The organism is Adhaeribacter aquaticus DSM 16391, from assembly GCF_000473365.1.
Classification (GTDB): Bacteria; Bacteroidota; Bacteroidia; order Cytophagales; family Hymenobacteraceae; genus Adhaeribacter; species Adhaeribacter aquaticus.
On record NZ_KI421517.1, the window covers coordinates 16,163 to 33,032 of the forward strand.

A 16,870-nucleotide genomic window follows, 5' to 3' on the forward strand; every position below is an offset into this window, starting at 1 on the left:
CAAAACCAATAAAAAAAGGCTACTGGATAAATTATCAGTAGCCTTTTTATTATAATTCAGGTTTTAAATTAGAAACTCGCTAAAGCCGCATTCAACGTTTCACTTGGACGCATGGCAACACTGGCTTTTTCGTTGTCAGGATGGAAATAACCACCAATATCAACTGGTTTACCTTGGGCCGCAATCTGCTCTCCTACTATCTTTTCTTCGTTTTCAGTTAAAGCCTTTGCCAAAGAAGAGAATTTAGAAGCTAACTCCTGGTCTTTTGTTTGCTCGGCCATTGCTTGTGCCCAATATAAAGCCAAATAGAAGTGGCTACCCCGGTTATCAATACCACCTACTTTACGGGCCGGTGATTTATCTTTATCCAGGAATTCACCATTGGCTTTATTTAAAGCTTCGGCTAATACAGCAGCTTTATCGTTTTTGGTTTTATAAGCCAAATCTTCTAATGAAACTGCTAAAGCTAAAAACTCACCCAGGGAATCCCAACGCAGGTAGTTTTCTTCTAAGAATTGTTGCACGTGCTTCGGAGCAGATCCACCGGCACCGGTTTCAAATAACCCACCACCATCTAATAACGGTACAATCGAAAGCATTTTAGCGCTGGTACCTAATTCCAGAATTGGAAATAAGTCGGTTAAGTAATCGCGCAGTACGTTACCAGTTACCGAAATAGTATCCTGACCAGCTTTAGCACGCTCGCAAGAATAACGCATCGCCTCTACCGGCGACATAATTTTTACTTCTAAACCATTGGTGTCGTGGTCTTGTAAATACTTTTCTACTTTTTTGATTAAGTTGGCATCGTGGGCACGTTGCGGATCTAACCAGAAAATAGCTGGTGCACCGGTAATTCGGGCGCGGGTTACCGCTAATTTCACCCAGTCCTGAATAGGCAAATCTTTAGTCTGGCACATTCTCCAAATATCGCCTTCTTCTACGTTGTGCTCCATCAGCGTATTGCCATTGGCATCTACTACCCGAACAACACCATCAGCCGTCATCTGGAAAGTTTTATCGTGAGAGCCGTACTCTTCTGCTTTCTGCGCCATTAAACCAATGTTTGGCACGGTGCCCATAGTTTTGGGATCGAAAGCACCATTTTCTTTACAGAAGTTGATTACTTCGCGGTAAATACCGGCGTAGCTGCGGTCCGGAATCATAAATTTAGTATCGTGCGGTTTGCCATCAGCTCCCCACATTTTACCTGAAGTACGGATAGCGGCCGGCATGGAGGCATCAATAATTACGTCGTTCGGGAAGTGCAGGTTAGTAATGCCTTTATCCGAATCAACCATAGCTAAGGCCGGGCTGTTGTCATAAACTGCTTTAATGTCAGCTTCAATTTCAGCACGCTGCTCTTCCGGTAAAGTTTGGATTTTAGCGTATAAATCGCCTAAACCATTATTTACGTTAACGCCAATTTGTTTAAAAATAGCATTGTGTTTGGCAAATACCTCTTTAAAGAAAACAGTAACGGCATGGCCAAACATAATAGGGTCAGAAACCTTCATCATGGTGGCTTTCAGGTGCAACGACAACAATACACCTTCTTCTTTAGCCGCGGCAATTTCTTTTTCATAGAAGGCGCGTAAGGCTTTCCGGCTCATGCGGGAAGAATCAATTACTTCGCCAGCTTTAAGGGCAATGTTTTCTTTTAAAGTAACATTTGTTCCGTCAGCACCTTCAAACGTAATTTTTACCGAAGTAGCCTCTTCTACTACTACCGATTTTTCGCTGCCGTAAAAATCATCGCCATCCATGTGCGCAACGTGCGACTTAGAATCAGCAGACCAGGCACCCATAGAATGCGGGTTCTTTTTGGCGTATTCTTTTACCGGAGGTGCAACCCGCCGATCAGAGTTACCTTCGCGTAAAACCGGGTTTACCGCGCTACCTAATACTTTAGAATAACGGGTTTGAATTTCTTTCTCCGCGTCGGTTTGCGGGTTAGCCGGATAATCCGGAATGTTGTAGCCCTGGCCTTGCAACTCTTTAATAGCAGCTGATAATTGCGGCACAGAAGCACTGATATTTGGTAATTTAATAATGTTGGCTTCCGGTGTTTTGGCTAAATCACCTAGGTAAGCTAAATCATCATTAATCTTTTGTCTGTCGGTCAGGTTTTCCGGAAAAGTAGCCAGGATACGGCCCGCCAAAGAAATATCTCTGGTTTCCACCTCGATGCCTGCTGCCTTGGTAAAGGTTTGCACAATTGGCAGGAAAGAATACGTTGCCAATGCCGGAGCTTCGTCGGTTATGGTGTAAATAATTTTGGATGTGTTATTTGCCATCTTTGTCTTTAGGTTTTGTAAATTTTGCCTTTTTAAAGGGCAAAAGGTTTAAATTCCTGTTTCGTAAAATAGATACTGCGGTTATTAAACCGGTTGAATATTACCAACTGATTTTAATCGGCAAATATACAAGTCTTTTTAATAATGCTAGGTTTAAATTGGGTTTCTTCCTGAATCATTTAACCTGCCTAAAAAAAAGGTTAATACCTGAACAAGAACAAGTATCAACCTAGTAAACTGCTGTAAAAAAAAGAATTACTGCCGGAGCTTTGCTTGCTTCAGGTCCGACCCATTCCGGATTTCCTCGGATGCCACGGCCACTAATTGGTCTCCCCGATTTAAGTCGCCATACACTTCAATTTTATCGTCGGCTTCCCTTCCTTTCTGCACATTTACCCATTCGGCTTTATTATTATTTACCCGGATAACAAATATTTTTTCAGTAGAAACCACCAGGGCCGAGCGCGGTACCACAAACGTACTATCTTTAGAAGGCAGCGGCAGGTGTACTTCTGCATACATACCAGGCATCAACTTCTTATCCGGATTAAATACGTCCATTTCCAGGCGTTCGGCACGCAAACGGCTATCCAGGGAACCAGCCATACGCTTTACTTTTGCTTTAAATTCCTGGTTGGGCAAAGACTTTACAGAAAAATCAACTTCGTCTTCCTGTTTTAGATAACCGGCATAAGCCTCCGGAACCGAAACCACCAACCGTAAGCGTTTCTGATCCTGTACTACCAATAATGGTTTGTCCGAACCTTTCCCCGAAGGCCCTACATAGGCTCCCTGGCTAATATTACGGGAAGTGACAACGCCATTGAATGGAGCTCTTATTTCCAGGTAATTTTTGGTTTGGGCCACTCCCCGGTAAGCAGCCCGGGCCGCCTCCAGTTGGGCGTAATCAGAATTCTTCTTGGCCAGCGCCTGGTCCAGTTCATTCTGCGAAATGGTGCCCGGTGTTTTACTGGTTTCATAAATGCGGTTATACTGGGCTTTACTGGCCGTATAAATAGCCTCCTGCGATTTTAATCGGGATTCTGCCTCAGCTATGCGGGCGTTTAGTTCCGGCGCATCCAAACTGGCCAGTAGCTGTCCTTTTTTTACCTCCGTACCAATATCTACCAGAACCTCCCGAACAAAACTGGTTTCTTTGGCATATAAATCTACCTGGTGGAAGGGCAATAATTCACCCGGAACAGATAAAGACGTAGATAATTTTCCTTTTTCTGCTTTAATGGTTTCAACGGCCGCATCTTCCATATTTTCAGCTTTTTCTTCGGAGGCAGCATCCGAAGAATTACAGGCTGGCAAAGAAAAAGCTAACAACAACCCGCAGGATAAACCAGCAAGGCTTTTGTAAATACTATTTTTAAAAAAATTACTTTTCATAAAGAGAAGGAATATAATGCTTACTTTCTTTGTCTTCGGGATCTAAGGAAACCGATTCGATACTGGCCTTACCCTGAACCCAGGCAAAAACCAAAGGCAACATAAATAAGGCTGCAAAGGTAGAGGCAATCAGCCCACCAATTACAGCCCGCCCCAATGGTGAAGTCTGATCTCCGCCTTCGCCTAAACCCAGCGCCATCGGAACCATACCGGCCACCATTGCCAAACTTGTCATTAAAATTGGGCGCAACCGCAAAGCCGCTGCTTCCCTCGCTGATTCCACAGCATCATCATTATGCAAACGCAGTTGCTCAGCATTGGTAATTAACAATACCGAGTTGGCAATAGAAACCCCTACCGCCATAATCATTCCCATATAAGACTGCAAATTAAGCGTAGAACCAGTTAGCATAAGCAAGGCTAAAGAACCCAACAAAACAGCAGGTACCGTAGATAAAACCACCAGCGACACCTTGAAGGATTGAAAATTAGCTGCCAGCATCAGAAAAATAACCACCACCGCCACTATCAGGCCGGTTTGCAAGCTATCCAGCATTTCAGTCAGGATTTGGCTTAGTCCTTTTACCTCTATCGATAACCCACGTGGCAATTCACCCAGCGATTTAATCACCTCTTCCACGTCTTCAGTAGCCGAGCCCAAATCTTTTTTATGCAAATTGGCGGTTACCGATAACATAGGCAATACGCCCAGGTTATCATTTTCTCCATAGGTGGTTTCGCGCTTTATTTCTGCTACATCTCCTAAAACCGGCCGGGGCGAATTACTTAGAATCGGAATTTCACTAATGTCATTAATACTGGCCATGTTATATTCCGGTATTTCTACCTGAACACTATAGCTGGTATTACTTTTCTCATCTATCCAAACATTTTTTTCGGTGTACCGCGAAGAAGAAGTGGAAGCAATTAAGGAACGGGAAATCTCGTTCACCCCTACTCCTAACTGCGCCGCTTTAACCCGATCGATGTTAATATTTAAGGTTGGATAATTTATGGGCTGCCCTATTTGAATATCGCGCAGGTAAGATACTTCCTTAAACTTTGAAATAAGTTTGTGCGCATATTCTTCATTCAGCTTTTTATTTTTACCTATTACTCTTACCTCTATTGGTGTCGGGGAGCCCTGGCTTAAAATTTTATCAGTTAACTCAATCGGTTCAAAAGATAATTTAAGATCGGGAATCCGGGATTTTACTTTTTTCCGGAATTTTTCCTTCAGGTTATCCAGGTCCACATGGTAATCTTCTTTCAGGTTTACCTGCAACACGGCTTCCTGCGGCCCGCTCATAAATAAGTAAATGGGGCTGGTAGAAAACTGCCCCGGGTGCTGGCCCACAAAAGAGGAGGTAATAGCAATATTTTCCTTACCCACCAACTCTTCTAAGATTTGTGTAACCTGTACCAGTTTTAGTTCAGTACGTTCTAATCTAAGCCCATCCGGGGCCCGCAGCCTTACCTGAAACTGACCTGCATTTACTTTTGGCAGTACATCCCGCCCAATGGTTATAAATAAGAATGCGGCTAAGCTAACGGCGCCTACCGTATAGAGAACAACTATGCTCTTCCGGCGGGGCAACATGTTTTCCAAAACAGCTAAAAACCGATTCCGGAACCTTTCAAAACGATCCGGTTTTCCATCTTTCCCGTGATGCTTGGTTAATAACACCTTTTTCTGATCCCAGGTATCTTCCACAGCATCGACATTAAGTTGCCCAGCAGCAAGAACCTGATCATTGGTAAATTTAATTTTGCCTGATTTAGTAACTACTGCTTGCTCGCCACCTTTCATTAACCAGTTAGCCATAATGGGCACAAAGGTTTGCGCTAATAAATAGGAGGTAATCATGGAAAAGCCTATTGCCATGGCCAGCGGCAAAAACAGATCGCCCGGAATGCCTTTCATGGTTAAGGCCGGGGCAAAAACGGCCAGAATACAGAATAAAATCAATAGTTTAGGAAAGGCAATTTCTTTACAGGCATCCCAGATAGCCAGGGCCTTGGGTTTGCCCATATCTAAATGCTGGTGTATGTTCTCTATTGTTACCGTAGACTCATCTACCAGAATACCAATTGCCAACGAAAGACCACTCAAGGTCATTATATTTATGGTTTGCCCAAGAAGGTGTAAAAACAACACCCCGGCAATAATGGAAGTAGGTATGGTTAATATAACAATAAAAGCCGCTCTTCTATCCCCCAGGAATAAGAAAACCATCAATCCAGTTAACACCGCCCCAATAGCACCTTCGGTTATTAAACTTTTTACGGCATTTATTACATAAACCGACTGATCAAATTCATAGGTTAAATTAACATCAGCAGGTAGGTTAGCCGCAAAACGTGGAATGGCTTTCTTCAACTCTTGTACTACCGTCCAGGTAGAGGCGGTTCCGGACTTAGTAATGGGCATGTACACGGAACGTTTGCCATTTACCAGGGCATAACTCGTGGTAATATCCGCCGCATCATCAATGGTAGCAATATCGCGCAGGTAAATATTCTGAGCACTACCTTTATATATAGGTATGTTCTCAAAATCTTTTACCTTACTAATCATGGTATTGGAAGGTGTCAGGTAATTATAGTCACCTATTCTTACATTTCCGGCCGGCGACGTCTGGTTGTTTTCCCGTAGGGCCAGCACCACCTGGTCGGGCGTTAAGTTATGAGCCCGTAATAACTGCGGATCAACTTTCACCACTACTGTTCGGGGAGTACCACCAAAAGGCGCCGGCGAAATAAGTCCGGGAATGGAAGTAAAAGAAGACCGGATATACGTATTCGCTAAGTCCTGCAGCTCTGTATTTGATTTGGTTTTACTACTTAACACCAACTGACCAATAGGAAGTGTAGAGGCATCAAACCGGACAATAAAAGGCGGCTGCGACCCGGGTGGAAAATTGGATTGCGCCCGGTTGGTAAAAGCTGATACCTCTGCCGCTGCCTGAGCCATATTGGTACCTTCATAAAAGGTAAGCTTTAATAAACTAAGCCCTTGTATATTGCGGGCTTCCACAGTTTTTAATCCGGAAACATATAAAAGCAGGTTTACATATTGTTTCCCAAAGATACCTTCCATTTGAGTAGGCGAGTACCCTCCAAAAGGATGTGATATGTAAATAACCGGCAAATCCAGTTGTGGAAAAATATCAATCTTGATGTTACGGACAGCATTTATCCCGAAAAAAAACAACCCCGCTACCAATACCATAACAGTAATTGGCTTCCTCAGTGCACTCCTAATTAAATCCATACCGGTACTTCGTAGTTAATAAACTTAAAACTCATTCATAAAAAGGTTGAAATCACCCATCGTTCCTGACTGATACAACAAGGCCTGCCACACATTACTGTAGGCAATATCCCGATCTGTTTCCGCCCGGTTTAGCAGATATAAGGCCTGGGTAATTTCAACAATGGTGGCCAACCCGTTCCGGTATAGCACGCTTTTTTGCATATAAGCGTCCGAAGCTGCTTTTACCTGAATAGGAGCTTCTTTAAAATTTTTGAGCGCGTTTTCAATTTTATTAACCGCTAAAGCTTGCTGCGCTTTTATTTGCTGATTTACCAACTCATATTCGTGCTGCAGGCCCTGGGAAATGAAAGACTGGGAAGCCACCTGATGCCGCACCCGTAAGGTGCTGGTCAGGTTCCAGTACATTCCTAACCCAACTAAGTAATTACCCCGTCCCGGCGTAACTCCCTGCCAGTAATTACTATTAATGTTCGTTGGATTTTGTTCGTTAAAACCATTTCCTATGCCCGAACCACGCCCCTGTATAACACTAAAAAAAGATAAGGTAGGATACTGAAACGTTTTAAAATATTTTGCCTGCTGGTTGCTAAGCTGAATACGGCTTCGGTAATAATTTAAGATGGGATGATTTTCCGGAATTTGACTGGCTTTCACTTCTACGGCATCTGGTATCCGGGTAATAAATAAGCTATCTAAAGCAAACTTTTGTGCCGGCACCCCCAGCAGGCGCGCCAATTGGTTACTTTGCTCCAGTTCCCGATCCTGCGAATTTACCAGGGCAATTTTAGCACTCGAAACCTCGGCATTGGCCAAAGACGAATCAACCCCAGGATTAAGTCCATTCTTTACCCGGGCTACTACTACTGTTCTAAGGGCCTGGGCCCGATCCAGGTTTCTTTCGAAAGACCGGGTTAATCGTTGCGCTGCCTGTAACAATAAATAAGCGCCTGCCACCCGAACCTGGTGCTGAAATTGTTCCTGCACCAAATCCTGTTCGTCACGGATTAAGCCTGCTTTAGCTACATTAATGCGTTCGCGTGCCCGGCCAAAATTAAAAAAGTCCCAGTTTAAGTTTGCCAGATACAAGGACCCAAAGGTACCGTTCCAGTTTTGAGTCGGCAACGGAGGCCCGGATGCAGAAGCCGATAAACCACGGTAGCCATACAAAGGACCGATTTGTCCGTTTACAGTACCGTAGTTTTGCTGACCCGATAATACAAAATCCGGCAGGTATTCGCTTTGGCTCTGTTTTAAAGCTTCTTTTGAAGCTTGTACATAACTAGCTTTTGCATTTATGGTTCCGTAATTCTGGAGGGATAGCTGAATGGCTTCTTTCAAAGAAAGTACTTGCTGCTGACCATTCGCTTGAAAAGTACTTATTAATATTATGGCAAGAATTGCACGAATACGATGGGCTCTAAACATCAAACATCTGCGTAAAAGCTACAGGCTTTTAATCCTGCACCAAATAATTATAAATTCCGTACCGCAATTTAATTTAATTTGAAGTGTTTGTAAACAAATATCTTGTTTTTTAAGAAAAAACTAAGAAAAGTCCTACGCCTCTACAATTCGTCCTTTTTACTCTTGTATATCTTTTCTCTTTGAGTTCGTAAAATTATTTTGCCTTTCAATTCTTAAAGGTGAATCCAGTCGCTAAACTTCCGGATAAACCTACTGGTGTATATACACGTTTAGGCAGGCAAAAGCTTCTTATATGTACTACCGGCAGCATCCACCAATAGAACCAAGCTTACTGACTGAACTAACCCAAAAACAGCAGGAGTTTAGTAAAAAAGTTATTATGCAAAAACCTGATTTTGATTTGAAAATAATTGCGGGTTGTGATTCATCCTTTATCGGGGAAAATATTTTATCAGTTTTTGTCTTATTAAGCTTTCCGGATTTGAAAGAACTGGAAATTCAGTACCATTATGCTCCTGTAACCATGCCTTATGTTCCGGGTTTTTTATCTTTCAGAGAAGCTCCTAATTTATTACTTACTTACGAAAAGCTCCAAATAAAACCTGATTTAATAATGGTTGATGGGCACGGCATTTCCCATCCCCGCCGATTAGGTATTGCCAGCCATTTAGGCATTCATTTAAATATTCCCACTATGGGATTAGCTAAAGAGGTACTGGCAGGCAAATTTACCATGCCGGATACTACCAAAGGTTCGGTTACCCCGGTCATTCATCGGAATGAACATATTGCCAATGCCATTCGAACCAAAGACAATGTTAAACCGGTTTTTGCCTCTCCTGGCCATTTAATGGATTTAGAAACAGCCACCGAAATTGCTTTCTCCACTACCCTAAAACACAAATTACCTGAACCTACCCGACTAGCTGACCATTATTCTAAAACTCTTAAGAAGGAATTTACCTAAACTATAGTAAGATTTACCAGCCAAGAATTAGACAAAAGTTTATTTTAAAGTAGGTTTGCTATAACACTGCCTCTCATTCTAATCCTTTTTTATTTTAGGTAATCTAGGCAAAGAAATCAAAAACAAGTAAACCTTTTTCTTTAAAAGAAACTCAATCCATCATATTACCTAATCACCTATTAATTAGACAATTCGCCTCATAATATTTAAATAATATAGAATATAGGCAATTTTATCAAATTATTGTTTTTATAATTTTCCCAATATTCCACAACCATTAAAAATTATTGATAACATAAATTTTTTTACTAATTTTTGCCTTTATTACCTAACTAAATAATAAAATTATTTAAAAAATACTAATATATAGTAAACATATTTCAATTCGAACTTCTATTTTAAAAATTCTATAAAAGCAAATTTAACTTCCTGTAATATTTTACCGTAATGGCTAAGCTAAAATTAAAAAAGGTTGCGTATTAATTATTTAAGGCCTTTTTTAAAATTTACAGATACATTTATTAGCATGATAACCTCACATTTTTTACTGTACAAAAAGGATCTATACCATTTTATAGTCTCCTTTTCTGCATGTAGATTAAAAGTTATTAAGGATAAAGTATTATTTTTGCGACACTAAAACAACATTCCAATGGTAATTACCTGATTTACATTATTCTGTATTAAACAAACGATTAAAAAAATATATTAATATAACAAAATAAACATTAAACATCACCGTTTATCTCATACAAAAGCAATATAGCCTTTTTAAATCCTAAAAGTTTAATAATACTATAGGATAATAAACGCCTTATCTCCTGAAAATAAAGGAGATCAGAAAAGTGCTACCCCAAACTTTTTTTTAGAACCCCAAAAACAGCAACGTGCTAATAAAGGAATACCTATGTAAATACATCAAAACACGACTATCCCTTTCAGGGACAAGACTTTTTCTTTTTACCCAATGTTTAACTAAACCTTAATTTTTTTTAATCCTTATATGAAGAAAACATTTCTATTATTTCTTCTGATGGCTTTTATAACAGGGCCATTACAACTGTTAGCTCAGGCTGTTTCGGTATCCGGTACAGTAAAAGATGGCGCTAATGGTGAAGCTTTACCGGGAGTAACTTTATTAGTAAAAGGAACTTCTAACGGTACCGTTACTGATGTTGATGGAGCTTTTAAATTACAAGTTACCAACGCTAATGCTGTTTTAGTGGTATCCTATATTGGATATACCACGCAGGAAGTACCTGTAAATAATAAAACTACTTTAAATATAGCCTTACAAACTGATGCCAAAGCATTAGAAGAGGTTGTGGTGGTAGGTTACGGTACCGTTAGAAAGAGCGACGTAACAGGTGCAGTAGCAACAGTTGATGCACAGAAAATTACCCAGGTAGCTACTGTGGACGTAAACCAGGCTTTACAAGGTAAGGTATCTGGTGTACAGATCACGCCAAGCTCCGGTGCTCCGGGCACTTCTGCTAAAGTACGGATCAGAGGGGTTGGTAGCTTTGGCAACAGCGATCCGCTTTATGTAGTAGATGGTTTTCCAACCAATAACATCGATTATATCTCTCCAACTGATATTGAATCAATGGAAGTATTAAAAGATGCTTCGGCTACCGCTATTTATGGTAACAGAGGCGCCAACGGGGTAATTTTAATTACTACCAAAAAAGGAAAATCAGGTGCTCCAACTTTCAACTTTAACACTTATGCCGGTATTCAGAATCCTTGGCGGCGGTTAGACCTGGCCAACGCTTCGCAATATGCTACTTTGTACCTGGAGGCTTTTGATAATGACAATAAAACCGTTTCGGCAGCTGACCGTGCTGTTTTACAAAATGCCATTACTAATAACCTGAGAGGAACTGACTGGCAAAGAGAAGTAATGCGCCAGAACGCACCTATCCAAAACTACAACTTCTCTGTAAATGGAGGCTCAGACAAATCGAGATACGGTGTTTCTGCTACTTACTTCGATCAGCAGGGAACGATTCAGAATACCGGTTTAAAAAGGTTCTTATTAAGAATTAACAATGATTATACCTTTAACAACCGGTTTACTGCTGGCTACAACTTATCTTATGCCAACACCCGGTTCAATAACTTTTCAGTAGATCAATACTCAGGGGTTTTACCGGCAGCGTTAATGGCCTCTCCGGTTACTCCGGCCTGGGATCCGGTTACTAACAACTATGGTATAACAACCCGCTTTAGCACGGGCAATAACCCTTTACGTCTGGCTAATGAAACCAGGAACCAAACTACGCAGCAAAACCGAATTGTGGCTAACGTATATAGCGAAGTAAAACTTATGGAAGGCTTAAGCTTTCGGTCTAACTTTGGTGGCGATTTAGGCTTTAATAAAATCCGGAATTACCTGCCAAAATTCAGTATTGCTCCAGCCGAGCAAAGAACGTTAAGCAGCTTATATGATGAGCGCCAACAAGGTTATCAGTGGACCTGGTCTAACTTCTTTAACTACAACAAAGAAATTGGCGACCACAGCATTAATGCCATGGCAGGGGCCGAAATACAGAATGCTTATACCGATAACATAAACGTTACCGGTTTTAACATCATGAACGACCCTTCTCAGTTTTACCTGGGAGCCGCTAAACAAACTTCTTACCAGGCAGGTAGCACGCCAGGTCAAAACAGTTTGGTTTCTCAATTTGGCCGTTTAAACTACAGCTTTAAAAACAAATACCTGATAACCGCTACCATCCGTCGGGATGCTTCTTCCCGGTTTAGCAAACAAAACCGCGTAGGTATTTTTCCTTCCTTCTCTTTAGGCTGGAATGTCCACGAAGAAGATTTCTTCCGGAACCAGAACCTGTTTACCACCTTTAAATTCAGAGCCGGTTATGGCGAAGTGGGTAACCAGAACATTAGCAACACAGCTACTTTAAACATTTTGCAGCCACAGCAACGCTACAGCTTTAATAACGAAGCCGTAGAAGGCCGGGCCATTAACCGGTACGGGAACCCGAACCTGCTTTGGGAAACTGCTAAAATGGCCAACGTAGGGTTTGATGCCGGCTTTATGAACAACCGATTAAACCTGACGGTGGAGTACTTTGATAAGCGGACTTCTGACATGATTGTAACCCCGCCAATTCCTGCTTATGCTGGTGCACAAGCTCCGAGCATTAATGCCGGTAACATGCAAAACAAAGGTTTAGAAACTTCTTTAAGCTTTAATAAAAAAGATGGTGCCTTTACCTATGACTTCGGTGTTAATGCTTCCTTTATCCGCAACAAAGTCTTGAGCTTAGGTGGTGGTCAGCCTATTCCGGGTGGTGATGTAAACCGGATTGGTTTTACTACCATGACGCAGGAAGGCGATGTGTTAGCTTATTTTTACGGACGTAGGACAGATGGTATTTTTAATTCTCAGGCAGAAATTGATGCTTATTCTAAGGATGGCCAGTTAATTCAGCCAAACGCCAAGCCTGGCGACGTAAAATTTGTGGACCTGAATAATGACGGTATAATCAACGATTTAGACCGTACTAAATTAGGCAGTGCCCTACCAGATTTTACTTATGGTTTTAACGCTTTCTTAGGCTATAAAAATTTCGACCTGAAATTATTCATCCAGGGCTTACAGGGTAATGAAACAGTTAATGCCCTGAAAGTTTTCACTGAAAACCCGAACGGCCAGTTTAACTCTTATGCTTCCAGAATGAACCGCTGGACACCAGAGAACCCGAACTCAAACGAGCCACGGATGACACAAACCGACGCGAACCAGAATATCACCTTCTCTGACCGCTATGTAGAAAATGGTAGCTACCTGCGTTTGCGGAACTTACAAATTGGTTACACCCTGCCCCAAACACTAGCCAGCAGAATCAAAGCAAAAGGTTTGCGCGTGTATGTATCAGCTGATAACCTGTTAACTCTTACCAAATATACTGGCTACGAGCCTGAAGTTGGCGACCGTTTTAACAACCCATTCTACTGGGGAGTTGATGTAGCTACTTATCCGCAAGCCAGAACCTTTATTGGCGGCTTAAACATCAATTTTTAATAAGTAAGATTTAGGAAAGAATTTAAAATGAAATTTATAAAAAATATTTTGCCTATTGCCTTGCTGGCCTTTGCCGGCCAGGCTTGTGAAGACGTCCTGGAAAAGGAAGCTTTAGGCTTACAAACAAGCCAGACCTTTTATAATGATCCGGAAAATGCTGTATTAGCAGTTAATGCCGTTTACGATGCCATTTCCTGGGACGAAGGTGGTGTAACAGGCTCCGGGCACTCTTACGAGTGGATGTTTGGGGACATATTATCGGATGATGCAGCCAAAGGCAGCACACCTGGTGACTACATGGAAATAAAGCAAATGGAGAGATGGGAAACCTTAACCAACGCTCCTATCCCGTCCAGCACCTGGAACAACATGTTTGTAGCTATTAGCCGGGCAAACCAGATCCTGACTAATTTACCTGGTTCTGCTATCAGTGAAGAAGTTAAAAACCGGATATTGGGTGAGGCCTACTTCCTGAGAGCGTATAGCTACTTTAATTTAGTTACTAAATTTGGTGGTGTGCCTTTAATGGAGAAACCAGTTGAACAAGCTGATTGGGGTAAACTAAAGCGTGCAACTGTGGCTCAGACGTATGCTTTTATTGAAGCGGATTTAAAAAAAGCAGTTGAGTTATTGCCAGAAAAAGGTAATTATGGTGCCGGCGACAGAGGTCGCGCTACTAAAGGTGCTGCCCGTGCTTACCTGGGAAGAGCAGCTATGTACCAAATTGGAACCGACAACACCAATGGCAAAACCTGGCAAGACGTATATAATGCCACCAACGCCATTATTACTTCCGGCCAATATACATTGGAGTCTAACTATGCCCGTATCTTCGAAATGGAAGGCGAGAATAACAGCGAATCTGTTTTCGAGATTCAGTTCTCCAGCGCCAACGAAGGCTGGGGCCCTGGTAAAACCGGAACCGCTAACAACGTAATTCAAAACAACCGGACCACCTGGGGCTGGGGCTTTAACAACCCTACCCAGGATCTGGTAAATGAATTCGAAGCAGGCGACCCGCGTTTAGCTGTTACCGTTTATAAAGATGGCGACATAGTTGTAGGCGAAAAGCAGGAAATTAAAGCTTCTGAAAACGAAACAGGTTATTTAAACCGGAAAGCATTCGTAGAAAGAGCGGCCAGACCAAGCCAGTCTACTAACAGCCCGAAAAACATTATTAAATTCCGGTATGCTGATGTATTATTGATGCAGGCTGAAGCTGCTTACCATTTAGGCAAAGAATCCGAAGCTCGAATATTAGTAAATCAGGTACGCGAACGGGCCAGAAAAAGCACTCAGCCAAAAGGTTCTACTGCCATAGGAGCTTCTGACTATGTGGCTTATGCTACTACAGAAGGCGTTCTGCCAGAAGTAACTGTTTCAGGTCAGGAATTATTAAACGCGATCTGGCACGAAAGAAGAGTAGAATTAGGAATGGAGTCTATTCGTTTCTATGACCTGGTAAGAACCGGTCGCTACTTAGAAGCTTTAAAGAAAAAAGATCCTTCTGGTGTGTCCAGCACAAATGCGCAGAAACGCAGTATTACCGGCACTATCAACCCAATGCCAGTAATGCCTATTCCATTGAACGAAGCATCTTCCTGGGGATTAGACCAAAACAGAGGTTACTAATATATCGGACTTAACTGTTTGCATAAAAAAGAGCTGGTTTAAAACCAGCTCTTTTTTTATATCTAATAAAGGAAGAAAAACATTTTTTGGTTATTTCCATTAAACTTTCTCCAGTCAGGTTAATCCTTAAAAATTACTGAATCAACCAATCATCAGTCCGGAAACTGGAAGCCGGCAAACCGGCTTTATTCACTAGATTAGGTTCTGCCTGATTGTCCCAGGCAAACCGTACAGCTACTGGTTTCTTTACTTCTTTGGCTTGCACCAACACGCTTTTACCAGCCACTTTAGCGGTAGCTTTGTAAAATTTCTGATCGGCACCGGCAACTTCAAAATGCGTTACTTCTTTTCCGTTTGCCTTCAAGCCATCGGCATAATCAAAGTTTACTCTTATTTTATTGCCTTCTACTTTCATATCGCGGTACAGCGGCCCCATAGGAATAATATTGGTTTTACCGTAAGTTTTATTCAGGGCTAAATTTGCCAGGCGCTGACCTACCGGTATTTTATTTCGGGGGTGGATATCGTCTATATTACCAACATCACTGATAACCACCATGCCAGTATTAGGAACTGCATTTAAAACCCGCCGCTGCGCATCCCGCAACCTTACCCCAGATTGTCCGCCGTATTTGTAAGGAGCAATTTGTACATAGTAAAAAGGGAAATCATTACCCCACTCTGTCCGCCAGTTCTGAATAAGTGTAGATAATAAAGGCGTATAGTTGTCAGGGCTACCTACGTTAGATTCCCCCTGGTACCACAAAGCACCTGCTATACGGTAAGGAATCAGGGGAGCAATCATAGCATTATAAACTTTACCGGGCTTTACCGGTCCGTAAGGTACTTCTTTTTGCTTAGCCGCATCCTGAGCCAGCATTTCGTTTTGGGCAATGGCTTTTTCATTAATCCAGACTTCGGCTGGTGTACCGCCCCAGCTGCTGTTTATTAACCCTACCGGGTACTTTAAATTCTTGTGTAAATCCCGGCCAAAGAAATAACCCACGGCACTAAACCCCGGCATAGTCTCAGGTGTACAAACTACCCACTCTCCTCTTAAATCAGTTTGCGGGGCATCAGTTGATTTATAGGCTACCGAGAAAAAACGAATTTCAGGATAATTAGCGGTTGGTATTTCCTGTTGCCCGTTATCTATACCTGCCCGGGTACTCCATTCCATATTCGATTGGCCGGAACATAACCAAACTTCCCCCATTAAAACATCATTAATCTGGATAGTATTATAGCCTTGTATTGTAACCGTATAGGGGCCACCCGCTGCCGGAGTTTGTAATTTTACCTGCCACTGAGCCAGATTGCTCGCTTTGGTTTTTACGGCTTTCCCATCCCAGCTACCCGTTACGGTAATTTCTTCGGACGGCTTACCCCAACCCCACATGGTAACTTCACTGTTCTGTTGCAGCACCATGTGGTCACCAAATATGGCTGGCAGCGTTACGGCAAAAGCATCCGACAAAAAGAGCAGGAATAAAAAAGTAAGAATACTTTTAGTAAAAATTTTCTTCATCATTAAAAATACAATAGTAGGTTCTGGGTGATAAAAATGTCTGGCAAAATACAAAGTTTACCAGGGCCAGCATAATATAATTTTATCGTTTTCTGTACTACTATTCATTCTATAGGCAAAATACATCTGGCCAATAGTTAAGGGGGCAAAACAATCCCATAACAAATTTATACCAAACCCTTTCCTAAAGTCTAGAATGTACCGCAGCCTTTACCTTATAGTATGGATAATACCAATACCGTGAAAACCTTTGCTGACACTACCATACCTATCAGGAGTATTAAAGTATTTACCTGTT

General features: G+C 41.9%; 8 protein-coding genes. 3 read left to right on the forward strand and 5 right to left on the reverse strand.

The genetic code is table 11. From position 1 onward, the window contains the following. Positions 1 to 68: 68 nt before the first annotated feature. The 4 genes from ADHAQ_RS0101920 to ADHAQ_RS0101940 all read right to left on the reverse strand — a co-directional run bounded on the left by ADHAQ_RS0101920 (position 69) and on the right by ADHAQ_RS0101940 (position 8,394). A complete protein-coding gene (locus ADHAQ_RS0101920; protein ID WP_026461494.1) occupies positions 69 to 2,297 on the reverse strand; it encodes an NADP-dependent isocitrate dehydrogenase in 2,229 nt (742 codons plus the stop codon). Between the two features lie 255 nt (positions 2,298 to 2,552). Then, positions 2,553 to 3,692: an efflux RND transporter periplasmic adaptor subunit gene (locus tag ADHAQ_RS0101930; RefSeq protein ID WP_034256498.1), complete on the reverse strand. Its 1,140-nt coding sequence runs from the start codon at positions 3,690 to 3,692 to the stop codon at positions 2,553 to 2,555. Continuing rightward, complete coding sequence (locus ADHAQ_RS0101935; protein WP_026461497.1) at positions 3,682 to 6,966, reverse strand: efflux RND transporter permease subunit; 3,285 nt, start codon at positions 6,964 to 6,966, stop codon at positions 3,682 to 3,684. The genes ADHAQ_RS0101930 and ADHAQ_RS0101935 overlap by 11 nt, the downstream gene beginning before the upstream one ends. Positions 6,967 to 6,990: 24 nt before the next feature. Beyond that, positions 6,991 to 8,394 carry a TolC family protein gene (locus ADHAQ_RS0101940; protein ID WP_026461498.1) on the reverse strand — a complete coding sequence of 468 codons (1,404 nt, stop codon included), beginning with the start codon at positions 8,392 to 8,394 and terminating at the stop codon, positions 6,991 to 6,993. 292 nt (positions 8,395 to 8,686) lie between these two features. Between ADHAQ_RS0101940 and nfi the strand changes: the two genes are divergently transcribed. The 3 genes from nfi to ADHAQ_RS0101955 all read left to right on the forward strand — a co-directional run bounded on the left by nfi (position 8,687) and on the right by ADHAQ_RS0101955 (position 15,044). Beyond that, on the forward strand, positions 8,687 to 9,361 hold the full coding sequence (gene nfi, locus ADHAQ_RS0101945; RefSeq protein ID WP_051359655.1) for a deoxyribonuclease V: 675 nt from the start codon (positions 8,687 to 8,689) through the stop codon (positions 9,359 to 9,361). Positions 9,362 to 10,394: 1,033 nt separating this feature from the next. Further along, positions 10,395 to 13,412, forward strand: coding sequence for a SusC/RagA family TonB-linked outer membrane protein (locus tag ADHAQ_RS0101950; RefSeq protein WP_169727975.1), 3,018 nt, complete (start codon positions 10,395 to 10,397; stop codon positions 13,410 to 13,412). Between the two features lie 27 nt (positions 13,413 to 13,439). Beyond that, complete coding sequence (locus ADHAQ_RS0101955) at positions 13,440 to 15,044, forward strand: RagB/SusD family nutrient uptake outer membrane protein (protein WP_051359656.1); 1,605 nt, start codon at positions 13,440 to 13,442, stop codon at positions 15,042 to 15,044. 133 nt (positions 15,045 to 15,177) lie between these two features. On the opposite strand, the gene ADHAQ_RS0101960 is transcribed toward ADHAQ_RS0101955, so the two are convergent. Next, complete coding sequence (locus ADHAQ_RS0101960; protein ID WP_026461502.1) at positions 15,178 to 16,572, reverse strand: sialate O-acetylesterase; 1,395 nt, start codon at positions 16,570 to 16,572, stop codon at positions 15,178 to 15,180. Positions 16,573 to 16,870: the final 298 nt, after the last annotated feature.